A 22,203-nucleotide genomic window follows, 5' to 3' on the forward strand; every position below is an offset into this window, starting at 1 on the left:
AAAGCACCGGCGTCTCCGGTGCTTTTTCGTAAATCAAAAGCAGGGGATAATGATGATCGAATTATTTGTCATAAAAGAAAGCGAATGGTATGAGCTTGTCACAGAAAGCGTCTCATTAGAAGGGCAAAGATTTCAGGCGCCGCGTTCGATTGAGGCGCAGATCGTGATCAAGCAAGGGACGCAGCAGTACTACAGCGTACAGGAAGGTGATACCGTGCTGTTCAAGTGGAAGGGAAAGGAATTGTTTCGCGGGATCGTTTTCAGCAGGGTGCCGAAAGAATATACGATGACGTTTAAAGCGTATGATATGCTGCAGTACTTAGTCAAAAACCAAGACGTATATGTTTTTTCCAATAAGTCGGCCGATGAGATTGTCAAACGGATTGCAAGCGACTTTCAAATTCCTAAAGGTCCGATCGCCGAAACGGGGCATACGATCAAAACGCTTGTATTCAAAGATAATACCAGCCTGTATGACATCATTTTAAAAGCGTTGAAGGAAACGAAAAAACAAACGGGCAGACAATACCAGCTTTATTCAGAAAAAGGCAGGCTCTGTTTAAGAGCATGGCCGGATCCTGAGGAGGTTTGGGTATTGGAAACCGGCGTCAACATTACGGATTACAGCTACAGCACATCAATCGAAGAAACGGCAACCAGGGTGAAATTGAGGAAACAGAAGGATAACAAAACCTACACTGCCGCCGCGAGCGATGAAGCTGCCATGAAAAAGTTTGGCGTTCTTCAGTATACAGAAACGGTTTCCGACGATATTAACCAAGCTCAATTGCGCGATCGGGCAAAGAGGCTGCAGGCAGAAAAGAAAGGCGTCAAAAAAGAACTGAAAAGCATACAGGCCATCGGTATTCCCGGAGTCCAAAGCGGTCTGCCGGTTTATATTTCGATTCCGGAAGCCGGTGTCAAACAGACTTACTGGGTTGATAAAGATAAACATCATTTTTCCGGAACGAAGCATATCATGACGATTGATGTCGTAGCCAACAATCATCTACCTGAAGGAGCATCCTCATGAGATTAAGCGATGCGATCAAAGAGCTGGCTCTTGGAGCCGTACATTATGAATCACCTGTTGATATCATGCCCGCGGAAGTCATTTCTGCCTCTCCGCTCAAGCTTAAACTCCGCGATCATGAAAAGTTGGTGATTCCGTCCGACTTATTGGTGGTAGCCAGGCATTTAACCGATCATACGATGCAGATACGGGTTGACGGAGAAGAGAAAACCATTCGCTTTTACAATCAATTACACGAAGGCGACCGCGTCATGATTGCCGCCATGCCGGGCGGGCAATCTTTTTTTGTGATCGACCGGATATAGGAGGTGGTTTGGTTTGGCTCTTTCACCTGAAATAGCATTCGAAGATATTGAGGATAGCAGCGAAGCTGTTGAAACATCAAAGACGTACAAAATTGATTTTCAGACCGGACGGATGACAGGCGACATTATTTCCGGACTTGAAGCCATTGAACAGATGGTCTACATGGCGTTGAGAACGGAGCGCTATGCTTATGCCGTCTACAGTCATAACATTGGCAATGAGCTTCAGGAAGTTCTCTCAGACAATGAAACAACAGACGCTTATAAAGAAATGGAGATTCCGAGGCTGATAGAAGAGGCCCTTATCTATGATGAACGGATCGACGCTGTCACAGACTTTGAGATTGAACGTCAAGGCGATGCTTTTCACGTGTCATTTACAGTGGAAACCGACGAAGGAACACTGGATATAGAGGAGGTGATAGGGGAAGATGTTTGAAAACCAGACATTTGAAGAGATCATGGAACGTATGCTTGACCGGGTTTCCGCTGATATTGACAAGCGTGAAAACAGCGTGATCTGGAATGCGCTTGCCCCGGCGGCGGCTGAGCTGGCCGTTTCATATATTTGGCTGGATCAGGTGCTGAATTTGGTATATGCGGATACAGCTGAAGGGGAGTATTTGGACAGAAGGGCCGCCGAAGCCGGCATAGCGCGCTATCAGGCATCGAAAGCAATCTGGTCAGGCGAGTTTACAGAGGGTGTTTCAATTCCCCCCGGAACCCGTTTCTTTCTGGAAGACTTGTACTTTACGATACGGGAGGACGGAAAACTTGAATGCGAAACCGCGGGGACAAGCGGCAATGCAAACCTCTCAGGCCAACCGCTGCTCCCGCTCGATACCATCCCCGGCCTTGAGAAAGCGGTCATGGGGACTCTTGAGATTCCCGGCCGGGAGGAAGAGACGGACGAATCCCTTTACGAAAGATATTTGGTCCGGGTCCGCCGGGAAGCGGTCAGCGCGAATCAGCTCCATTACAAACAGTGGGCGGAGGAAGTCGAAGGTGTCGGTAAAGCAAAGGTTTTTCCGCTCTGGAACGGTGAAGGAACCGTGAAGATTGTGATTACAAGCGCCAAAATGGAGCCTGCCTCACAAGCATTAATCGAAAGGGTTAAGCAGTATATCGATCCTGAACCCGGACAAGGGGAGGGGATGGCGCCGATCGGCGCTTATGCAACTGTTGAAAGCGCAGTATGGAAAGACATTCAGATCTCGGCGACAATCATTCCGGCAACGGGGCGGACGATTGATGATGCCAAACAGGAGATTGAGGAAAAAATCATTCAATTGTTTAAAGAGAATGCGTTTAAAGAAACTGTCATCCGTCTGTCGCAAATCAACAACATCATCTATGAATCATCCTCTGTCAGCGACTATTCTGACGTTGCCATAAACGGCGAGGCGAAAAATCTCCAGCTGGCAGAGACCGAAATTCCGAAGCTGGGGCAGGTGACAATCATTGAGCAAACTTGAAGACATGACATTTTACCTGCCTCCCTATTTAACGGAAATCCGGGAGATGAGTGAGATTTTAGCTGCAGAAGCCCCGGAGTTTGAAAAACAAAATGAACAGATATTTGATGTGACAGACCAGCTTTTTGTCACGACGGCAACCTGGGGGCTTGATCGGTGGGAAACGATTTTGAATGTCAGGCGGGAAGCTTCGGACGGCATCGACATTCGCAGGGCGAGGTTATTGACGAAAATGTCCAATATCCCGCCTATTACCTCCCGCTCAATCGAGCGTGCGGTCAATGCTTTTTTAAAACACCCTTCCGCAGAAGTCAGACTGACCGCGGGAAGGTACCATTTCTTGCTGACTGTAAACGGGGAAGATTTGCAATATATTCCTTCCATCATTCAAACCGTTGACCACATGAAGCCCGCCCATTTGGCCTACACGTTTCGGGGCGGGTTTTATTATACATTCCGGCCTCCGAAAAACGATCACAACAGACTTGTGTTAAGAAGCAAAAACGGTTTTTTCGGGACGATTCCGGTCTATTTAGACGGCCAGTATCAGCTTGATGATTCATTTTATTTGAACGGCTTCCGCGAGATCGACGGTTTGCCGCGAAGATTCAGACAGCAGCTCTTATTGCGGCATAAAAAACAGCAAAACATTTTGGCTGCTTCACATCTTGTGATAAGGAAAAAGGCGGAAATGCAAACAGAGCAAAAACCGACCGTGCGGATGAAAACCGGTCTAAGCAAACGAGATGAAAAGCGCCATGCCCTTACACTGACCTTTAAATGCGAGCATGAAGTGAAGCAAACAGGCACGCTTGAAATGAAGGAAAAATGGTGGACGCTCAACGGCGCATTTTTGCTAGACGGTACAAAGCAGCTGGCAGCGACAACGGAAAAAATTGCAATATAAAGGAGAATGAAACATGGCGGAACAATTAACGGTGACAACGCTTTATGCGAGGCAGCAAATGGCGAAAGCCAGAGCGGAAGGCGGAACGCTTACGAAAATCACAAAAATGGCTTTCGGAAACGGCGGAACGAATGACCAGGGACAACCGATTTCATTGCAGGGCACGGAACAGGCGCTGAAGAACGAACTTTTGCAAAAAGAGATCGACGGCTTTGTCTTCATGGAACCGGCCAAAGTCCGCTATACATGTACATTAGAAGAAAGCGAACTGGCCGGGGAAGTCATTAACGAGCTCGCTCTTGTCGATGAAGACGGAAAATTCACCGCAGTCAGAACGATGACTGACAAGCATAAAGACGGCGACATTGAGTTTGTCTTTGAAATCGACGACATTTATTAAGGAGGTTTTCACAGGTGGACATCCAAAAACCGAGACGCTTTGAAACTTCAGACCGCGCCCATGCCGATATCTTCAATGAAGTGCTTGATCAATTGAATGAAAATGATGAACTGGTTGGACAGCGCGCTGAAGAGGCGGAAAAGAATGCGAAGGATTATACGGATCATGGGATCAAGCAATTGAAAGCACTTGCCCAGCTCGTAAAAATTACCGATGACACCGGGGTTGAAAAGCTGCATATTCAAGACGGAGATGCATTGGCGCAGCTTTTCGATTTAGGGGCGGGTTTTCATACGTTTGCCATCAATACAGCCGCCTCCAACCGGCCGCCAGGCTCTGCTGGATATGTGAGGGGGACATTCTTAAATTGCGGTTCTGATGGGTATGGGGTTGTGATTGCGACGGACACAACCGGAACGATTTTTACAAACACCATTAATAGTAGCGAATGGAAAGGTTGGCGGACATTAGAAACCGAGTCAAACTCTCAGGTAAAAGCAGATAAAGCGTTGCTAGATGCTAAACATTACGTCGATACAAATTTCACCAATGAAAAATTAACTGTTTTAACTAATGTGATTGGAGATGCAACAGCAAGCGGGGACAATTATCCTGTTGGAATAACATTTATGAATATAAACAACAATCAAACAGGATATCCATTAAGCTACGGTTTTTTGAAAAATGAGAAATGGTCAAATTACCGTTTCACCCAATATTTTTATGGAAACGCAAACTATTCAGGAATTGGATCGTGGATTCGCCATTGGTACTCTACTTCAGGCTGGACGAATTGGGAAAAGATATCAGGGTTTGCTCATGCCAGCTTAACCATGTCAGGCAGACAGGGGCTTGAAAAGCAAACGACTCCGAAAATAAAATTCAATAAAAAGGTGATCGATAGCCATAATGCCTTTGATACGACCTTAAATCGGTTTACCGCACCGAATGACGGAGTCTACTATGTAAGTTCAGGCTTGTTTTTGGAAAACTGGGAAACATATTTTAATTTCCATCTGTTTATCTATAAAAACGGCTCACTGTATAAACCAATAGATCATTACAGAGAGAGCACCGGCGGCGGAACCGCAAGAGAAGGAAATGAATTTTTTATTAATGTAAACGGCTCGGCCGTCGTTCCGCTGAAAAAAGGTGATTACATTGAAATTTTTATGTATGTCGGTTATGACGGGACAAAGCCGCGAGCTGTTTCTGATCAACATCCTCACTATAATTATCTGGACATCAAGGAAGTCAGCGGATTGAATTTCTTGACTTGATGCTTAGTAAATCAGGGGGTAAGGTATGGATTTAATAAAACCAAAGCCTTTTCATACAACGGACCGTGCTCATGCCGATCTTTTTAATAATGTGATTGATCAGCTAAATGAAAATGATGAACAAATTGCCAAACGGGCCGATGAAGCGGAGCAAAATGCGAAAACATATATTGAAGAGCATACAAGCAATCAAAACAATCCGCATGCTGTGACGAAGACTCAGATTGGACTTGAACATGTAGACAATATCAAGCAAGCGTCAAAAACGGAGTTTGATTTACACGATCAGGATGCTGTTCGACATATTACCGATCTTGAACGTAATAAATGGAATGGCGCTCAATTATTTAAAATTACTTCTGATTCAGGAATACACAAAATCAATTTGACTTCAGGCTCTTTCTACGAGGCTTTAAAAGATCTCGGGACCGTCACTTTTTATGGAACGAATGCCGTAGAAGATACCCCGTCAAAAGGAAGCCTCCGCGGGATGCAACTAGTCGGCCAAAAAGGAATTGGCATGGGTTATGCTGTTGATACAGCAGGAAATGCCTGGTGGTTTTACTACAATACAGTTCATACCGCAATGAATTGGTTTCCGATTGAATCTGCGGCCGCAAGCCAAGCGAAGGCGGATAAAGCTTTAAGCGAGGCTAAAAAATATACCGATAATCTCGGGGCTGATTTAACAAAATTAATCTGGCATTATCCCGCACTGCAAAATGGCTGGGTCCATTATTCTGACGCATATAAAGTGCGGTATACAAAGGATGTAACTGGAACGGTTTTTGTCGAAGGAGCCATCGCCAAAGGAAAGATCGGCTTTGAAATACCTGCATTCGAGCTTCCAGCCGGTTATCGGCCTTTACGGCCTTTCCAGTTTGTCGGTGTAGCTTCTCAAATAGGGATGTCAGGTGTGCCTCAGCATCACCGGCTGCTTGTTGACACTAATGGCAAAGTCATCATTGAAAACTGTTCAAATACGGCAAATCCAAATGAATTTATCAGTTTGGGCTTTAGCTTTAAAACTGTTTAAAACATGGATTCTCTTTGTATGGTATTTGCAGTTGGTGGGAAATTATGATATTTTTGTCCTTATGAAAAACATTAGTTACTTTCTCATCATAGGTCTAGTGATTTTGATAAGCGGCTGTTCGGATGCTGAAACATCGACAAAAGCAGCTTCTAAAAGCATTTACAACCCTTTATTGATTGCCCATCGGGGGGCTTCAGCTATAGAGCCGGAGCATACGCTTTTATCCTATGAGCGCGCCATCACAGATCAGGCTGATTTCATTGAAATCGACTTAAGGCAAACGAAAGACGGCAAGCTGGTCGCCATTCATGACAAAAGTGTTGAAAGAACAACGAATGGAAAAGGAAATGTACAGGATTTAACGTTGTCCCAATTAAAAAAGCTTGATGCGGGCAAAGGGCAAAAAATATTGACCCTTGAAGAGATCATCCAAAAATTCGGCCGATCAACAAAGTATTATATTGAAACAAGGGAAGATGACCACAACCGTTTGATCATGGAGGAACAGCTTGTTGAGATCCTTGACAAGCACGGCTTAATTGCCGGAAACAAGGTCGTTGTCCAATCTTTTAGCGGGAGGAGCCTGGAGAAAGTCCACTCACTCGACAAGAATATTCCGCTTACCCGCCTTCTGCGGGATGATGAGGCGAGCCATTTAAACGCCGATGTGTTAAACAAAATCAAAACTTATGCTACTGCTGTCGGGGTGAACGGCAAGCTGGTCAATGAAGATATGGTTCATAAGATTCACAGGGAAAACCTGCAGATCCATGTGTTTTTTGACGCAGATCAAGAGAAGAAACTGACGAAAAAAATGCTTCAATTAAAAGTCGATGGATTGTTCACCAATGATCCAGCTTACACAAGAAAACAAAAAAACTCGTCTAATTAGGCGGGTTTTTTATTTTGCCTTTAGTATAAGGGCGGGAGACGTTTTTAGTACATTTGCCTAAACACCCCCAATGTGGATCAAGCACCGCCGTCAGCCATCACCTTTTTCTGAGCTACACTGCTCAGAAAAAGGTGAAATGGCCAGAGCGAAAATGATCATTTACAGCAAGAGACATCACACTTAATTTGGAGGCGAAGACTGGGTGGATATTGAAAAAGCAAGACGCTTTGAAACAACAGACCGTGCCCATGCCGATCTTTTTAACAAAGTTGTCGACCAACTGAATGATAATGATGAACGGATTGCAAAGCGTACTGACGAAGTAGAACAAAAGGCAACAACAAAAATGGAATTCAATTCCCACCTCAAAGATCATACAAGGCACATTACAGAAAATGAACGAACAACATGGAATAGCAGTCAAATTTTTAATATTACGGGAGAGGACGGACAAGAAAAAGTCTACATTGGTGCAACCGATGATTTTCATGCCGTTCTTCCCCAATATACGGGGTTTATCCATTTTACAGCTGCAGCGGGCGCGCTAAATGGTCCCGGCACAGACGTAAGGGGCATTTGGACATGTGATGATAAAGGCAGCTACGGCCAGGCTATCGCATTTGACCATGCGAATAGAACATACCGAAAAACCATTTCCGAAGGGAACTGGTCTGAGTGGGTGGAGCTGGAATCAGTCTTAGGGGCTCAATCAAAAATCGATGCTCACGCGACTGATGCGGCTCTCCACATCACTAGAGAAGAACGTGAAAAATGGAACAGCGCCCAATTATACAAGGTGACGACTGATAATGGATCAAGGGCGAAGCTGGCGAATGGAACAGATCTTTTAACATTGCCCACAGGATGTTATTTTGCAGCAGGGCATGTTGTACAAAATAATCCAGTACCTGATGACAGTTCTTGGTTTAATTATGATGTCATTGAGACAGATGCAGGCAGAAAAACCATTTACGCCTGGAGAAGCTATGACAATACATTATGGCATAGTACCGTTCATACGAATGGGATCTTCAAGGGATGGAAGCGAGTCGTAACAGCAAATGATCTTGAGCCTTCATGGACGGATGTTCCGCTTAAAAACGGAGCGGCACACGGCGACCGAAAAGTGCGTTGTGCATTGATGGGCGGACTTCTTTTATTAGAGGGGGAAATCGTGACAAAAAGGGGTGTTGTCTTTGGAACTCTCCCTCCGGCATATAGACCGTCTAAATTTCGCAGCAGGATCGTTCCGATTTTTGGTACAACGGGTATGACCAAGCTTTATATAGAAACAGACGGAAATATGAGACTTGAAGGACAAATTGCGGACAGCGTTGATAACATCACATCTTATGGTTTAGATGAAGTGATTCCGCGCTAAACATATGAGCTTGCGGGAAGGAGGGAGCATGCAGATGCCGCAAACAAATGAAATCGGTATTTTTCAAAAAGAAATCACGGAAATCAAAGCAGATCAAAAAACGCTTGAGAAGCGGGTCAGCACACTGGAAAGAACATCTGACCGCCACGATCAGCAAATCATCTCGATTAACGAAAAGCTAAACAAAATCGAAGAAAACACAACTTGGATCAAACGCAGCATCACAGGCGCGATCATCACAGCGGTCAGCACCGGCATCATCGGCGGGGCGATCGCTGTTTTTTATAATTTACTGCAAAAATAAGGGAGGAACATATGATGAAAAATGTTGACAAAGGCACGGTCGTCCGGACGGTGCTTCTTTTTATGGCATTGGTAAACCAGACGCTGATGATGTTCGGCAAACCTGTCTTGCCGGTCAGCGAGGATCAGATCAATACATTGGCGGATGCTCTGTATACGGCAGGCTCTGCGGCTTTTACAATCATGACCGCGCTTATGGCCTGGTATAAAAACAACTATGTCACCGAAAAAGGAAAGCTGCAAAAAGAAGCATTGAAACAAAAAGGATTGGCGAAATAAGGAAGCCGGCCGGCAGTTATTTTAATCAGAATTGGAGTTGAGGTAAATGGTTAAAGTTGTGGAAAACTTTGTGAAAGTCAATCAATACACCCGACCCGGCCTGAAATTGCCGAAGGTGAAAGGAATTGTCATGCACTGGACGGCGACGCCCGGCGCATCGGCATTAAATGAGCGGAATTATTTCAACGGCACCTGCATAGCCGATCAGCGTTATGCATCCGCACATTACTTTATTGATCGACATGAGGTGCAGCAGATTATCCCTGAACATGAGGTCGCATACCATGCACATGATAAAAACCGCTGTTATGTGAGTTTCTTAAAGCCGAATGCCAACACGACAGCCATCGGTGTTGAAATGTGCGTCGAAAAAGATGGCGAAATCCATAGCGAAACCGTTCAAAACGCAGCTGAATTAGCGGCCGATCTCTGCAAGCGTTACGGATTATCGACTGACAACATCGTCCGTCATTATGATGTGACACAAAAGAACTGTCCGGCCCCCTGGGTGAGCGATTCAAGCCGGCTCGCGGCATTCCGGACAACAGTCGATCGCCTGCTCGGAAATAAAACCGTCTCTAAAACAGCGGCGTCCACGAGCCAGGCAAGCCATGCAACAGGCACGATCTTGAAAAAAGGATCGTCAGGTTCTAAAGTAAAAGCGCTGCAAAAGCGTTTGATCGCCGCGGGCTTCCCGCTGCCAAAGTATGGGGCCGACGGCTCTTACGGAAATGAAACGGTACAAGCCGTTCAATCCCTGCAAAAGAAAGCGGGAATTGCAATTGATGGCATATATGGGCCGGCGACAGAAAAAGCACTCGCGGCCATTGAAGTGAAAAAGAAAGAGTCAGCATCAAGCGGTAAAAAAACACCATACAAGCTGCCCTCCGGGATTTACGAAGTCAAAAGTCCAATGATGAAAGGAACGGCCGTCCGACAAATTCAGGAGGCTTTAGCGGCCCTGTATTTCTACCCGGACAAAGGCGCGAAACATAACGGTATTGATGGCTGCTACGGGCCGAAAACAGCGGATGCGGTCAAACGGTTTCAATTAATGCACGGGCTGGGTGCCGACGGAATTTACGGACCGAAGACTAAGACGAAACTTGAAGCGTTACTGCAGTAATCAAAACAGCCCTTGTAGCAGAGGCCTTTCAGGCTATCGAAATTTTTTCGATAGCCTGCCGTTAAATGAAAGCAGGCTTATTGGTGAATCTAAGTCAGTTACAGTGTATACAACCTGTTGTTCATTTTATAACAAAGCCTGTGGAAAACAGGGGTTTATCTACAAGCCGAGGTTCCCTCTATTGCATTTTCTTTATCTCCATCTCCAATGTATTTCATGAACTTCGTATATCCCCGGCAGCGATATGCCAACTTCCTCATCGACAATAAACCAATAACCATTCTTACTAAAGTTTTAGATTCGAAGATTTTCATACAGCAAATCCTTTCTCAAATCATGATCAGCTATGAATTGAACACTATAAGGATAATAATAATCGGATTAATCCTGTCTATCCATGATGAAGGGACGAAACCATTATTGTTTAGAATTTTCGAAAAACATCTACCACACTACCATACAAGTATGGTACCATAATCAGGGAAGGGAGGTGGCATCTGTGACTATTAAACAATCGAGCATCCGATCTGCACGAGATCAGGTTTATGATTGGCTGAAGGAAGATATTATGAAGTTTCGCCTCACACCAGGGACGCACATCTCGGAAAAAGAAATTTCAGAAAGGTATGAAGTCAGCCGAACGCCGGTCAGAGAGGCTTTTTTGCAGCTGTCGCGCGAAGGTCTTTTGGAGATCTATCCGCAAAAGGGAACCCGGGTATCTTTAATCGATCTTCATCTGGTGGAGGAAGCACGCTTTATGCGGGAAAATCTTGAAAAAGCCGTTGCCGAACTGGCGTGCGAAAATTTTCCGGAGCAGGCGGTGATTGAGCTGGAGCATAATTTGAACATGCAGCAATTATCAATGAAACAGAAAAATTACGAAAGCCTGTTTGATTTAGACGAAGCGTTTCACAAAACGATTTTTGACGGCTGTCAGAAATCCAACATTTGGTCTGTGATTCAGCAGATGAATGTTCCATTTCGAAGGATACGGTTTTTAAGGCTTGCTGCCGATTTCAACTGGGATACGATTTACAGCCAGCACGCGGCTATTCTGGAAGCAATCAAGTCAAAACAGCCGTCTGAAGCCCGCAGGATTGCCGAGGAGCATTTGCAGCTTGTGATCGTTGACAGGGAAATGCTTATCGAGGAGTTTCCGGGCTATTTCAAAGCATAAGGAGTGGTGATGTGAAAGCTGCGGTGATGACAAAACCTTTTTCCATTGATTTTCAAGAGCTTCCCTGTCCTGAACCAGACGCCCATGAAGTCCTCGTCAGGGTAAAGGCCGCCGGGATTTGCGGGAGCGATGTTCATTTTTATGACGGCACAAATCCTTACGGGCGCTATCCGCAAATTTTCGGACATGAGCTCTCAGGGGTGATAGAAAAAACAGGGGCAAAGGCAGACAAAAGACTGGAAGGGAAACGCGTCGTCATTGAACCGGCCATTTCTTGCGGGCGCTGCTATCCTTGCCGAAAAGGAAGGACGAACGCCTGTGTCAACATTGAGATGATCGGATCGGTGCGGAGAGGAGGATTCGCGGAATTTCTCACCGTTCCCGAATCACATGTCCATCCTATTCCTGATGAAATGGACGATGTAACAGGTGCATTATGCGAGCCGTTTGCCATCGGCGCTCAGGCGCTCAGGCGCGCCGATCTTGAAAACGGCGAAGCGGTTGTCATATTGGGAATGGGGCCGATCGGGCTAACGATTTTAGCCCAGGTGAAAAAGCGGTTTGATGTTGAGGTTATCGCGATCGACCCCGTCCGGGAGCGATTGGAGCTTGCCAAAACGTTCGGAGCTGATCATGTCATCCATCCTGATCAAGAAGATGCAGAACGGGAAGTCTTTAACCTGACCAATGGGGAAGGCGCCGGCATTGTATTTGAAGCGGCCGGGGTCCCCGCAACAATCGAGCAGTCGCTTCGGCTGGCAGCTGCCGGAGGCCGGATCGTCATCGTCGGATTAACGGGAGACGATGTGACACTCCCCGGACTTCAGCTCACAAAAAAAGACATTGAAATCCATGGCACAAGGCACAGCGTCAATCAATTTCCCGGAGTGATTCGATTTTTAAATGAACATCCGGAGCTTGTCCGTTTCTTTGTGACTGACATCATGCCGTTTACGGAAATCGAAAGGGCGCTGAAAAAAGCCAAGCATCATCCAGAGCAGATCACAAAAGTGGTATTGACTTATTAAATCGGACTGGAGGATCCCGTGATGAGAATGGTTTTTAGATGGTACGGAGAAGGAAATGACACTGTCACCCTTGAGCAAATCAAGCAAATACCCGGTGTTGAAGGAATCGTGTGGGCGCTTCACCATTTTCCGGCCGGTGAAGAATGGCCGCTGGAAGACATTATGGAGGTCAAGCAGGTTTGCGGGCGGCACGGTTTTCACATCGATGTTGTTGAAAGCGTTAACATCCATGAGGATATCAAGCTCGGTCTGCCGACGAGAGACCTGTATATCGAAAGGTACAAGCAGACGATTGAAAATTTGTCTAAAGCCGGTGTAAAGGTGATCTGCTATAATTTTATGCCTGTTTTTGACTGGCTGCGGACCGAATTATACAAAGAAGCCGAAGACGGCTCGACCGCTTTGTTTTATGAGAACGCAAAAGTTGATCAGATCGATCCTTTTGAGCTTGTCGAAAAAATCGCCAACAATCTCGATTATACGATGCCGGGCTGGGAGCCTGAACGGCTGGAGCATCTGACAGCGCTTTTTGAAGCCTATCAAAACGTGACAGAAGAAGATTTATGGAGCAATCTGCAATATTTTTTGGAGCAGATTATTCCAACCGCTGCGCGCTGCGGGATTAAGATGGCGATCCATCCTGATGATCCGCCATGGCCGGTCTTTGGGCTGCCCCGCATCATCACTTCTGCCAAAAACATCGGGCGCCTGCTTCGTCTGATCGACCACCCATCCAATGGTGTCACCCTTTGCAGCGGTTCATTGGGCGCCAATCCCGATAACGATATCGCAAGCATCATCAAAACGTATTCTGACCGGATTCCATTCGCACATATTCGAAATGTTAAAGTCTATGAAAACGGGGATTTTATCGAAACATCGCATCGGACGAAAGATGGTTCTGTGGACATTTGCGGCATCGTCAAAGCCTATCACGAGGCGGGCTATTCAGGGTATGTCCGTCCAGATCACGGCCGCCATATCTGGGGTGAAAACTGCAGGCCTGGATACGGCCTCTATGACAGGGCGCTGGGAATCATGTATTTATGGGGCATTTGGGACGCACTTGAAAGAGAAAAACGGGGGGCTTCACAATGCTTGAAATCCATGAACATTTAAGAGGAAAAACGGCGGTCATCACAGGCGGAAGCGGTGTCCTCTGCAGTGCGATGGCAAGGGAACTCGGACGGCAGGGCATGAAAGTGGCCGTCTTAAACCGGAATGTCGAAAACGGCGAGCTTGTGGCTGAAGATATCCGAAAGATGGGGGGAGAGGCCGTAGCGGTGGAGTGCGACGTCCTCAGCCAACAAAGTGTTGAGCGAGCAGAACGTTTGGTTACACAGCTTTACGGCGGGTGCGATCTATTGATTAACGGAGCCGGCGGCAATCATCCCGGAGGTACGACATCGAATGAAACCCTTCATCCCGACGACCTCATCAATGATAACGAAACCACATTCTTTGATCTGAAAAGCAGCGACGTCGGCTCTGTGTTCAATGTGAACTTTCTCGGATCTTTCATAACTTCCCAAGTATTCACGAAAACGATGCTGAACAAAAAAGGGGCTTCAGTGATCAACATCTCTTCAATGAGCGCACACATCCCCATGACAAAAGTGCCCGCTTACAGCGCCGCAAAAGCCGGCATCGAAAATTTCACAAAATGGCTTGCCGTCTATTTGGCCGAAACAGGGATCAGAGTCAATGCGATTGCCCCCGGCTTTTTCTTGACGAGACAAAATAAACGGCTTCTTCTTGATGAAAACGGGGAATGGACGGAAAGGGCGGGGAAGATCATTTCCCATACGCCGATGAAGCGGTTTGGCAGCCCGGACGATTTACTGGGGACAATGCTTTGGCTGGCGGACGCAGGCATGTCCGGATTTGTCACAGGCATTACAATCCCTGTAGATGGCGGCTTTATGGCGTACTCGGGAGTCTAAACACGAGAGAGGGGCGGAGGAATGAAACAGATTGTGTGTGAAAAACCTTACCGTTTAAAAATGGCGGAAGCCAAAGCGCCGGAACCGGAAAAAGGAGAAGCGCTCCTGAAAATCAAGCGGATTGGGATTTGCGGTACAGACTTTCATGCCTATTGCGGCAGACAGCCGTTTTTTTCATACCCGAGGGTGCTCGGGCATGAACTCTCGGGGGAGATTGTCAGTGTTGATGATCCGTGCGGAGTGTTGCAGCCAGGCGACCGGGCTGCAGTCATTCCCTATTTGGAATGCGGAGCGTGTGCCGCCTGTCGGATGGGGCGGCCCAATTGTTGTGTGAATCTGAAGGTGCTGGGTGTTCATACAGACGGCGGGATGCAGGAGTATATGAAAATCCCGGCAGACCACTTGATGAAGACAGAGGATCTGACATACAGCGAAGCAGCCGTTATAGAGTGTTTGAGCATCGGCGCCCACGCTGTCGCCAGGGCCGATGTTCAAAACGGCGAGTCGGTTCTGGTGATTGGGGCAGGGCCTATCGGGCTCAGCGTGATGAAGTTTGCCAAACTGAAGGGTGCGAAAGTGATCGCAATGGATGTCAGAAAGGAGCGTCTTGCCTTCAGTAAGATGTGGGCGGACGCTGATGAGACCGTTCTTGCCGGGGAAAGTGCAGCTGATGCGATCAAGCGAATGACAGAAGGGGATTTCCCCAGCGCCGTTTTTGACGCGACCGGCCATTCCGTTTCCATGAATCAGGCTTACCAATATGCCGCTCATGGGGGGCGGATCATATATGTCGGACTTGTCAACGATCACCTGTCACTTTTCGATCCTGAATGCCATAAGCGGGAGCTGGACGTTTTATTTAGCCGAAATGCTTTAAAAAGCGATTTTGAGTCGGTTATTGAAGCCATTGGAAAAGGCGTTGTTGATGCCAAACGGTTTGTGACCGGATATCTTCCGTTCAGCGGTGTGGTTGACGGGTTTGAAGAGGCGCTTGCACCTGAGAAAAATCCGGTGAAAGTGTTAATCAGATTGTAAGGCTGATGCAATGAGAAAGCGCTTACGAATTATGACGGAAAGAGGGGTTGTCAATGTTTGCAAACGGCCGGGGGTTTGTGATTGTCATGCTCTTTTTGGCAGGGGTTATTAATTATTTGGATCGCTCGGCGCTGTCAGTCGCCGCTCCGTTCATTCAGGAGGATCTGAACATCCGTCCTTCTCAGATGGGGATGCTCTTCAGCAGTTTTTTCATCGGGTATGCGGTATTTAATTTCATTGGCGGCTGGGCTTCAGACAGATTTGGAGCAAAAAACACATTATCGCTGGCGATGATTGTCTGGTCTGTGTTCAGCGGAGCGATCGCACTGACCTACAATTTTGTGTCGCTTTTTATCATCCGCGTCATCTTTGGGATGGGGGAAGGTCCGCTGTCAGCTTCGACAAGCAAGGCGGTCAACAACTGGTTCCCGCAAAAAGAAAGGGCAAGGGCGCTCGGCATGACGATGTGCGGAACTCCGCTCGGCGGCGCGATTTCAGGGCCGATCGTCGGGCTGATTGCCATCCATTGGGGCTGGAAAGCTTCTTTTGTGCTGATTATGATGATCGGGCTGATTTGGGTTTGGTTTTGGATCAAATACATGAAAGAAAGACCTGAAGAATTCCAAAAAGACGCCCGTGAACATGAACACTCGAAAAAATCCGCTCCCATCCCGCTGTCTTTTTATTTAAAACAGCCGACTGTCCTTTTCACCGCTTTCGCTTTTTTCTCATACAATTATATTTTGTTTTTTTTCTTAACCTGGTTTCCCAGCTATTTAACGACGGCCCGCGGGCTGAGTATCCACGATATGAGCATTGCCACGGTTATTCCATGGATTGTCGGGTTTATCGGCCTTGCGCTTGGGGGATTTATTTCCGATTACATTTTCAGGATCACCGGCAGGCAGATGTTTTCACGAAAAGCGGTTCTTGTCATATGCCTTTTGGCTGCTGCTGTATGCATCGGGTTTGCCGGGGTGGTCTCCACCGCCGTCGGAGCGGTCGCATTAGTCGCTTTGTCCGTTTTCTTTTTGTATTTGACAGGTATCACGTACTGGGCGATTATTCAGGATATCGTTCATCCTGAGAGGGTCGGCGGTGTCAGCGGCTTCATGCATTTTCTCGCCAATACGTCCGGGATCATCGGTCCGACTGTCACCGGCTTCATCGTCGAGTACAGCGGCGCCTTTACAAGCGCGTTTCTGCTGGCTGGGGGGCTCGCAGTGGCAGGCTCGCTTTCCGTTGCTTTCTTTGTCAAACCGATCGGTTCGGATAAGCTGCCGCCAGCTGTTTCAGGTGATGAACAGAAACCGTTTTTATCTTAGGCGAGAGACGGAATCGGTGCGGGCAAACAAAAACCCCTTCCTCATCAAGGAAGGGGTCAGCGTGTCGACAAACCCTCGCATTCGTTGTCAGGCCTGCGCGTCGGTGCTCACGAATTACAACATTCGCTGTGCTCCGATGCTCGGCCTTCCTAGACTGCAAGGGTTTTCAATGAAGGATGACAAAATCCCAAAACTAAAAGCCGTTTTGGGATTTTGTCAACAATCTGCCCCCTTCCTCGTCAAGGAAGGGGTGCTGCTATTTCTTTTTTTTCTTGTTGAGCGCTTTAATCAGGTTCTCGCTTCTTTTTCTGAGGAGGGCGGTATAGTCCGACAGGCCGAATTTTGCGAAGTCTGTATGTTTGACTTGTTTTTTTTGTTTTTTCACGGTATCACCTAATCTGTGTTGATTGGTTTATTGTATGTATCAACTGGGAAAATGGGATAAGGACGGGAAAATTTTTCCCCGTCCCATTTCAGGCTTTTTTCCGTTTATACTCGCCTATCAGCCGTTCGTTTTGTTTGAAAATCCGTTCGGTGTGGGGGCTGACTTCGTATTTTGCGATACTGGTTTTCGATTGCTTTTTAAACATTTTAAATGAAAGGCGCTTCTTTGCGTTTTCCTGAAAAGCAGGCTCCATCTCAATCGTCACCTTCCTCTTCGTTTGGTAGCAGGAGATCATAGACGCTTGTTAAAGAAGTAAACAGGAGGTAGTCGAATTCTGTGACAAGATCCTCTGAGGTTAATTTCATCACATAGTCATAATCATGGATCGAAAATGGAATCAGGACCATTTTTCCGTTTTCTTCGTAATAGACGTCTTTCCGATCCAGCTTTTCTTGAACGGCGAACCGGTTTTCCATGTGTTCAAGCAAATGATCCTTGCTCTCGTTTGAATTATATTCACATAAGGCGGCAGAAATATTCATTTTTTCGCCAAAGCGGCTGATGAGTTTTTCAATGCCTTCAGCATAAGCTTCTATACTTCCATAATAGATGTGGATCGGTTCGTTTTTCAATAGGTATTGGTACGTTTTCAGCCTGTTTTGATAAGTGTGAAGCAGGTCGTTGTTTTCTTCGAGAAGCATCCTTGTGTCTGTGGCGAGTTCAGAACTTCCGAGTTTTTTAAAATAGGCGTTTAAAAAAATAAAAGCATCGGTGAGCGTGAAGAAAACGGCGACGATCAGGTAATGAAGCGGATTCGTGAAAATCGACTGCGGATCGTGCGTCCAATAAATCACGGCGCCGATAACATAAAGCAGGTACCACGTTTTTCTGATCGCGACCGTTTTTTCGGTGAGCTTTTTTTCAAAACGCCACACGGCAGCCACGTACAGAGCCAGCGCCAAAACAATGAGCCAAACAAGGAATTGATAAAATAGCAGCATAACTTGTTTCCCTCTTCCCGAGAAATAGTGCAGTTCCTATTCTATTGTTATGCCGGCTTTCTTTTAAACATGAAAACTCCCGTCCTAGATTCGGACGGGAGTGTGCTGATTAAAAGAATAAATCAAGTATGAAATAGGCAAATGCACCGATGGTTGCCGAAATAGGAAGGGTAATGACCCATGTGATCAACATCCGCTTTGCGGTGCCCCAGTTTACGCCTTTCACCCGGTGGGAAGCACCCACACCTAAAATGGATGAAGAAATGACGTGTGTCGTGCTGACAGGCAAATGGACGATCGTCGCACCAAAGATGATGAGGGCTCCCGTCAAATCTGCAGAGACACCATTGACGGGACGGATCTTCATGATTTTTCCGCCGACGGTTTTGATGATTTTCCAGCCGCCGACAGATGTTCCGAGACCCATAGCCGTGGCGCATGCAAACTGCACCCAGAACGGGATGTCAGTTGTACTGTGCAAGTTACCCGCAATTAAAGCCATCGTAATGATACCCATCGCTTTCTGTGCATCGTTCGTGCCGTGCGTATAGGACTGAATGGCAGCTGTCGCGATTTGAACGCGCCGGAACCGCTTATTCGTTTTTGCCAGATTGCTGTTCTTAAAAATGACTTTGACGATGCTGTAGATCAAATATCCTAAAACAAACGCCAAAATGGGCGATAATATAAGTGCTTCAATAATTTTAATAAATCCGTGGTATTTAATCGCGGCGAATCCTTCCGATGCGATGACAGCTCCGGCAATCGCTCCGATGATCGCGTGGGATGAGCTGCTGGGAATTCCGAAATACCAGGTCACTAGGTTCCATGTAATGCCGGCGATAAGAGCTGCAAGGATCACGATCGATCCGTTTTCCAGCTTGAAAGGATCGGCGATGTCGCTCGTAATTGTTTTGGCGACGCCTGTGAACGTCATGGCGCCGGCGAAGTTCATGACAGCGGCCATAATAATGGCGTGCCGTGGTTTTAACGCTTTTGTCGATACCGAGGTGGCGATCGCATTTGCCGTATCATGAAAGCCGTTGATAAAGTCAAATGCCAAAGCAAAGATGACAATCAATATGGTTAATACAAATAAAAGATCCATTATAATCCCTCGTTACGCATTTTTCATTATGATGGTTTCTAAATTGTTTGCTACACTTTGGCATGAATCTGCGATTTCTTCAAGCGTCTCATAGATTTCTCTGTACTGGATCACTTTAATCGGATCTGTCTCTTTACCGAAAAGATTTTTCAGCGATTTGCGGTGCAGGTTATCGCAGTTGTGTTCGTATTCTTTAATTTTGATGGCATGCGGCTGAATTTCTTTCAAGCGATTGTCCGCCATCAATTCAATGGTTATTAAAATTTCTTTTGCACATTCTCTGATGTAGCCGCTGAATTTATCAATATGCTCGTCTGAAGAGGTGATCGAGAAAATTTCCATCATCGCCGAGAAATGCTCGATGCCGTCGAGTACATCGTCAAGACTGTTCGTCAGCTGCAGGATATCCTCCCGCTCGATCGGCGTGATAAAAGCCTTATTCAGCTCCTTAATCATCGTATGTACATAATTATCTCCTTTTGTCTCATACTCTTTTAAGGTATCTGCAAATTCCTTTAGGGTTGTTTGATTTGTCACTTTATAATGAACAAAATATTCGGCTGTTTCATCCAGGTTTTTTGCAATTTCCATCAAAAGCACGGAAAACTTGTCTTTTTTTCTTTTCAACATTTGTAACCCTCCATTGTTTAAATGAGACAATGCACACATCAAAATATTATATAACTTTTTGTCGAAAAAAAACAGGTGCAGTCGAAAAAAACAATTTAATTTTCAGGCAGTTGCCACATATTAACGGATGTGAGGCCGACATGTTCATCGTGTTTTTTTGACAATTCATAGTTGTTTTCTCCTTATATGTATTTGTGTCTAAAGAATGAATTATCCGGGAATTTTTCTATGAATGGGATTTTCGGTTTAAAAATATCGAAAATTGAGATTTTTTCTTATTTTCAGTTCCCTTTCCTGATATAGTAGTAATAAACTGGAAAGGGAGTGAGCTGATGAGACGGTTAGCTTTCTTGGTTGTTGCTTTTTGTTTCGCGGTTGGTTGTTTTTTCAGTCCAGTGTCGAAAGCTGAAGGTGTAAGTGGCAGCGGAGAAAAAGTCGCAGTCGGTAAGGACGGGATGGTGGCGACGGCTCATCCATTGGCATCAAAAATCGGTGCAGAGGTTTTGAAAAAAGGCGGAAATGCGATTGATGCGTCCATCGCCATCCAGTTTGCCCTCAATGTGACAGAGCCGATGATGTCTGGTATCGGCGGCGGCGGATTTATGATGGTCTATGACGGCAGCACGAAGGAAACCTCGATTATCAACAGCCGTGAGCGGGCTCCACAAGGCGCTGAACCCGATATGTTTTTGGATGAGGACGGGAAGGTGATTCCTTTCTCCAAAAGGTCGAGGCACGGAAACGCAGTCGGTGTCCCGGGGACGTTAAAGGGGCTGGAAGCGGCGCACGAAAAATGGGGAACGAAGAGCATGAAAGAACTGATCACACCTGCCATCAAGCTTGCGGAAGACGGATTTGAAATCGATTCAGTGCTGGCGGAGGCGATTCAGGACAATGAGGCCAAACTGAGCAAAACGGCTGCGAAAGATATTTTCCTGCCGGACGGCGAGCCGCTGAAAGAAGGCGATAAGCTCGTGCAAGAGGATTTGGCGAAAACCTTTAAACTGATCCGGAAAGAAGGGTCACAAGCCTTTTACAAGGGTGAAATCGGCAGTGCGGTCGCAGACGTCGTCCAGGATTTCGGCGGATCGATGACATCTGATGATCTGGCGCGTTATGATGTAACAACAGACAAGCCGATCTGGGGAGATTACCACGGCTATGATATTGCAAGCATGCCGCCCCCAAGTTCGGGAGGGGTCTTCATGCTGCAAATGCTGAAGTTAATCGATGACTTTCATTTGTCACAGTACGATCCGAAGTCATTTGAAAAATATCATTTATTAGCGGAAACGATGCACCTTTCATATGCGGACAGAGCGGCGTACGCCGGCGATCCCGAATTTGTCGATGTTCCGCTGGAAGGATTGCTTGATCCGGAATATATTCAAGAACGGCAAAAATTGATCAGCCTTGACGAGGTCAACCGCGATGTGAAAGAGGGGGACCCGTGGAAATATGAAGAAGGGGAGCCGAACTATGACATCGTGCCGCAGGCCGATGATAACGAAACAGGCGAAACCACTCATTTTACTGTCGCTGATCAATGGGGAAATGTCGTTTCCTATACAACGACGATCGAACAGCTTTTCGGTACGGGCATTTTAGTACCGGGATACGGTTTCTTTTTAAATAATGAACTGACCGATTTTGACGCGGTTCCAGGGGGCGCCAATGAAGTGCAGCCGAATAAAAGGCCGCTGTCCAGCATGACCCCGACGATCGTCTTTAAAGACGACAAACCGGTATTGACCGTCGGATCGCCTGGCGGGAAAACGATTATTGCCTCCGTTTTCCAAACGATCCTGAATTACTTTGAGTACGACATGAGTCTCCAGGATGCGATTGAAGAACCGAGGATTTATACGAACAGTCTGTCTTCTTACCGTTATGAATCGGGCATGCCGGAAGACGTCAGGCTGAAGCTCAATGAATTCGGCCATGATTTCGGATCGAGTCCGCAGGATATCGGCAATGTCCAAAGCATTTTCATTGACCGGGAGCACAAATCCTTTATGGGGGTCGCCGATTCAAGCCGGAACGGCACGGCGGTCGGCGTCAATATCAAACATTCAGCAAAATAAAGGAGGATGGGCTTGGTCTTGCAATGTAGATCAAGCCCTTCTTCGTCTGGACCCGCCATAAAAGAGGATT

Annotated in this window: 25 protein-coding genes; 21 read left to right on the top strand and 4 right to left on the bottom strand. The window is 46.5% G+C overall.

Annotated features, from left to right (window positions below; genetic code table 11):
• Positions 1 to 52 precede the first annotated feature (52 nt).
• From M654_RS09080 to M654_RS09175, 20 genes are all read left to right on the top strand, one after another.
• Positions 53 to 1,033: an XkdQ/YqbQ family protein gene (locus M654_RS09080; RefSeq protein WP_026586599.1), complete on the top strand. Its 981-nt coding sequence runs from the start codon at positions 53 to 55 to the stop codon at positions 1,031 to 1,033.
• Positions 1,030 to 1,338 carry a DUF2577 domain-containing protein gene (locus M654_RS09085; protein WP_026586600.1) on the top strand — a complete coding sequence of 103 codons (309 nt, stop codon included), beginning with the start codon at positions 1,030 to 1,032 and terminating at the stop codon, positions 1,336 to 1,338. Before M654_RS09080 ends, M654_RS09085 begins: the two co-directional genes overlap by 4 nt.
• A 13-nt stretch (positions 1,339 to 1,351) precedes the next feature.
• On the top strand, positions 1,352 to 1,777 hold the full coding sequence (locus M654_RS09090) for a DUF2634 domain-containing protein (RefSeq protein ID WP_026586601.1): 426 nt from the start codon (positions 1,352 to 1,354) through the stop codon (positions 1,775 to 1,777).
• Positions 1,770 to 2,813, top strand: coding sequence for a baseplate J/gp47 family protein (locus tag M654_RS09095; RefSeq protein WP_026586602.1), 1,044 nt, complete (start codon positions 1,770 to 1,772; stop codon positions 2,811 to 2,813). Before M654_RS09090 ends, M654_RS09095 begins: the two co-directional genes overlap by 8 nt.
• Before the next feature lie 4 nt (positions 2,814 to 2,817).
• Positions 2,818 to 3,720, top strand: a complete 903-nt coding sequence (locus M654_RS24335; RefSeq protein ID WP_410206957.1) for a YmfQ family protein — start codon at positions 2,818 to 2,820, stop codon at positions 3,718 to 3,720.
• Between the two features lie 13 nt (positions 3,721 to 3,733).
• Positions 3,734 to 4,120, top strand: a complete 387-nt coding sequence (locus tag M654_RS09105) for a phage tail-collar fiber domain-containing protein (protein ID WP_026586604.1) — start codon at positions 3,734 to 3,736, stop codon at positions 4,118 to 4,120.
• 14 nt (positions 4,121 to 4,134) lie between these two features.
• On the top strand, positions 4,135 to 5,400 hold the full coding sequence (locus tag M654_RS09110; protein WP_051290357.1) for a complement C1q domain-containing protein: 1,266 nt from the start codon (positions 4,135 to 4,137) through the stop codon (positions 5,398 to 5,400).
• A 25-nt stretch (positions 5,401 to 5,425) separates the two neighbouring features.
• Entirely contained in the window at positions 5,426 to 6,436 is a 1,011-nt protein-coding gene (locus tag M654_RS09115) for a phage tail tape measure protein (RefSeq protein WP_026586605.1), read from the top strand.
• A 61-nt stretch (positions 6,437 to 6,497) separates the two neighbouring features.
• Positions 6,498 to 7,328, top strand: coding sequence for a glycerophosphodiester phosphodiesterase family protein (locus M654_RS09120; protein WP_026586606.1), 831 nt, complete (start codon positions 6,498 to 6,500; stop codon positions 7,326 to 7,328).
• A 202-nt stretch (positions 7,329 to 7,530) separates the two neighbouring features.
• A complete protein-coding gene (locus M654_RS09125; protein ID WP_026586607.1) occupies positions 7,531 to 8,709 on the top strand; it encodes a hypothetical protein in 1,179 nt (392 codons plus the stop codon).
• 34 nt (positions 8,710 to 8,743) lie between these two features.
• Entirely contained in the window at positions 8,744 to 9,013 is a 270-nt protein-coding gene (locus M654_RS09130; protein ID WP_026586608.1) for a hemolysin XhlA family protein, read from the top strand.
• A 14-nt stretch (positions 9,014 to 9,027) separates the two neighbouring features.
• The gene (locus tag M654_RS09135) at positions 9,028 to 9,291 is read left to right on the top strand and encodes a phage holin (protein WP_026586609.1); all 264 of its coding nucleotides are present in this window, start codon (positions 9,028 to 9,030) and stop codon (positions 9,289 to 9,291) included.
• Between the two features lie 46 nt (positions 9,292 to 9,337).
• The gene (locus M654_RS09140; protein WP_026586610.1) at positions 9,338 to 10,417 is read left to right on the top strand and encodes a peptidoglycan recognition protein family protein; all 1,080 of its coding nucleotides are present in this window, start codon (positions 9,338 to 9,340) and stop codon (positions 10,415 to 10,417) included.
• A gap of 499 nt (positions 10,418 to 10,916) precedes the next feature.
• The gene (locus M654_RS09145) at positions 10,917 to 11,594 is read left to right on the top strand and encodes a GntR family transcriptional regulator (protein ID WP_026586611.1); all 678 of its coding nucleotides are present in this window, start codon (positions 10,917 to 10,919) and stop codon (positions 11,592 to 11,594) included.
• Positions 11,595 to 11,605: 11 nt separating this feature from the next.
• Positions 11,606 to 12,622: a zinc-binding alcohol dehydrogenase family protein gene (locus M654_RS09150; RefSeq protein ID WP_026586612.1), complete on the top strand. Its 1,017-nt coding sequence runs from the start codon at positions 11,606 to 11,608 to the stop codon at positions 12,620 to 12,622.
• Positions 12,623 to 12,643: 21 nt separating this feature from the next.
• Positions 12,644 to 13,741, top strand: a complete 1,098-nt coding sequence (gene uxuA, locus M654_RS09155) for a mannonate dehydratase (protein ID WP_026586613.1) — start codon at positions 12,644 to 12,646, stop codon at positions 13,739 to 13,741.
• Positions 13,717 to 14,565, top strand: coding sequence for an SDR family oxidoreductase (locus tag M654_RS09160; RefSeq protein WP_026588403.1), 849 nt, complete (start codon positions 13,717 to 13,719; stop codon positions 14,563 to 14,565). Before uxuA ends, M654_RS09160 begins: the two co-directional genes overlap by 25 nt.
• Before the next feature lie 21 nt (positions 14,566 to 14,586).
• The gene (locus M654_RS09165) at positions 14,587 to 15,600 is read left to right on the top strand and encodes a zinc-binding alcohol dehydrogenase family protein (protein ID WP_026586614.1); all 1,014 of its coding nucleotides are present in this window, start codon (positions 14,587 to 14,589) and stop codon (positions 15,598 to 15,600) included.
• A gap of 53 nt (positions 15,601 to 15,653) precedes the next feature.
• Positions 15,654 to 16,925: an MFS transporter gene (locus M654_RS09170; RefSeq protein WP_026586615.1), complete on the top strand. Its 1,272-nt coding sequence runs from the start codon at positions 15,654 to 15,656 to the stop codon at positions 16,923 to 16,925.
• Positions 16,926 to 16,941: 16 nt separating this feature from the next.
• The gene (locus tag M654_RS09175; protein WP_163170555.1) at positions 16,942 to 17,322 is read left to right on the top strand and encodes a hypothetical protein; all 381 of its coding nucleotides are present in this window, start codon (positions 16,942 to 16,944) and stop codon (positions 17,320 to 17,322) included.
• Between the two features lie 76 nt (positions 17,323 to 17,398).
• On the opposite strand, the gene M654_RS09180 is transcribed toward M654_RS09175, so the two are convergent.
• From M654_RS09180 to M654_RS09195, 4 genes are all read right to left on the bottom strand, one after another.
• Positions 17,399 to 17,563 (bottom strand): type II toxin-antitoxin system SpoIISB family antitoxin, encoded by a 165-nt coding sequence (locus M654_RS09180; RefSeq protein WP_026586616.1) that lies wholly within the window; start codon positions 17,561 to 17,563, stop codon positions 17,399 to 17,401.
• A 1-nt stretch (position 17,564) separates the two neighbouring features.
• Positions 17,565 to 18,311, bottom strand: coding sequence for a type II toxin-antitoxin system SpoIISA family toxin (locus M654_RS09185; protein WP_026586617.1), 747 nt, complete (start codon positions 18,309 to 18,311; stop codon positions 17,565 to 17,567).
• Positions 18,312 to 18,420: 109 nt separating this feature from the next.
• Positions 18,421 to 19,419 carry an inorganic phosphate transporter gene (locus M654_RS09190; RefSeq protein ID WP_026586618.1) on the bottom strand — a complete coding sequence of 333 codons (999 nt, stop codon included), beginning with the start codon at positions 19,417 to 19,419 and terminating at the stop codon, positions 18,421 to 18,423.
• Positions 19,420 to 19,431: 12 nt separating this feature from the next.
• A complete protein-coding gene (locus tag M654_RS09195) occupies positions 19,432 to 20,049 on the bottom strand; it encodes a DUF47 domain-containing protein (protein ID WP_026586619.1) in 618 nt (205 codons plus the stop codon).
• A 332-nt stretch (positions 20,050 to 20,381) separates the two neighbouring features.
• Between M654_RS09195 and ggt the strand changes: the two genes are divergently transcribed.
• Positions 20,382 to 22,133 carry a gamma-glutamyltransferase gene (ggt, locus tag M654_RS09200; protein ID WP_026586620.1) on the top strand — a complete coding sequence of 584 codons (1,752 nt, stop codon included), beginning with the start codon at positions 20,382 to 20,384 and terminating at the stop codon, positions 22,131 to 22,133.
• Positions 22,134 to 22,203: the final 70 nt, after the last annotated feature.

The organism is Bacillus sp. NSP9.1 (assembly GCF_000465465.2).
GTDB classification, from domain to species: Bacteria; Bacillota; Bacilli; order Bacillales; family Bacillaceae; genus Bacillus; species Bacillus sonorensis_A.

Coding starts and splice junctions, on each gene's coding strand:
- M654_RS09105 (WP_026586604.1), top strand. CDS start 3,734: ATGGCGGAACAATTAACGGTGACAACGCTTTATGCGAGGCAGCAAATG.
- M654_RS09185 (WP_026586617.1), bottom strand. CDS start 18,311: ATGCTGCTATTTTATCAATTCCTTGTTTGGCTCATTGTTTTGGCGCTG.
- ggt (WP_026586620.1), top strand. CDS start 20,382: ATGAGACGGTTAGCTTTCTTGGTTGTTGCTTTTTGTTTCGCGGTTGGT.
- M654_RS09160 (WP_026588403.1), top strand. CDS start 13,717: ATGCTTGAAATCCATGAACATTTAAGAGGAAAAACGGCGGTCATCACA.
- M654_RS09165 (WP_026586614.1), top strand. CDS start 14,587: ATGAAACAGATTGTGTGTGAAAAACCTTACCGTTTAAAAATGGCGGAA.
- M654_RS09170 (WP_026586615.1), top strand. CDS start 15,654: ATGTTTGCAAACGGCCGGGGGTTTGTGATTGTCATGCTCTTTTTGGCA.
- M654_RS09085 (WP_026586600.1), top strand. CDS start 1,030: ATGAGATTAAGCGATGCGATCAAAGAGCTGGCTCTTGGAGCCGTACAT.
- M654_RS09115 (WP_026586605.1), top strand. CDS start 5,426: ATGGATTTAATAAAACCAAAGCCTTTTCATACAACGGACCGTGCTCAT.
- M654_RS09130 (WP_026586608.1), top strand. CDS start 8,744: ATGCCGCAAACAAATGAAATCGGTATTTTTCAAAAAGAAATCACGGAA.
- M654_RS09120 (WP_026586606.1), top strand. CDS start 6,498: ATGAAAAACATTAGTTACTTTCTCATCATAGGTCTAGTGATTTTGATA.
- M654_RS09190 (WP_026586618.1), bottom strand. CDS start 19,419: ATGGATCTTTTATTTGTATTAACCATATTGATTGTCATCTTTGCTTTG.
- M654_RS09095 (WP_026586602.1), top strand. CDS start 1,770: ATGTTTGAAAACCAGACATTTGAAGAGATCATGGAACGTATGCTTGAC.
- uxuA (WP_026586613.1), top strand. CDS start 12,644: ATGAGAATGGTTTTTAGATGGTACGGAGAAGGAAATGACACTGTCACC.
- M654_RS09135 (WP_026586609.1), top strand. CDS start 9,028: ATGAAAAATGTTGACAAAGGCACGGTCGTCCGGACGGTGCTTCTTTTT.
- M654_RS09140 (WP_026586610.1), top strand. CDS start 9,338: ATGGTTAAAGTTGTGGAAAACTTTGTGAAAGTCAATCAATACACCCGA.
- M654_RS09080 (WP_026586599.1), top strand. CDS start 53: ATGATCGAATTATTTGTCATAAAAGAAAGCGAATGGTATGAGCTTGTC.
- M654_RS24335 (WP_410206957.1), top strand. CDS start 2,818: ATGACATTTTACCTGCCTCCCTATTTAACGGAAATCCGGGAGATGAGT.
- M654_RS09195 (WP_026586619.1), bottom strand. CDS start 20,049: ATGTTGAAAAGAAAAAAAGACAAGTTTTCCGTGCTTTTGATGGAAATT.
- M654_RS09180 (WP_026586616.1), bottom strand. CDS start 17,563: ATGGAGCCTGCTTTTCAGGAAAACGCAAAGAAGCGCCTTTCATTTAAA.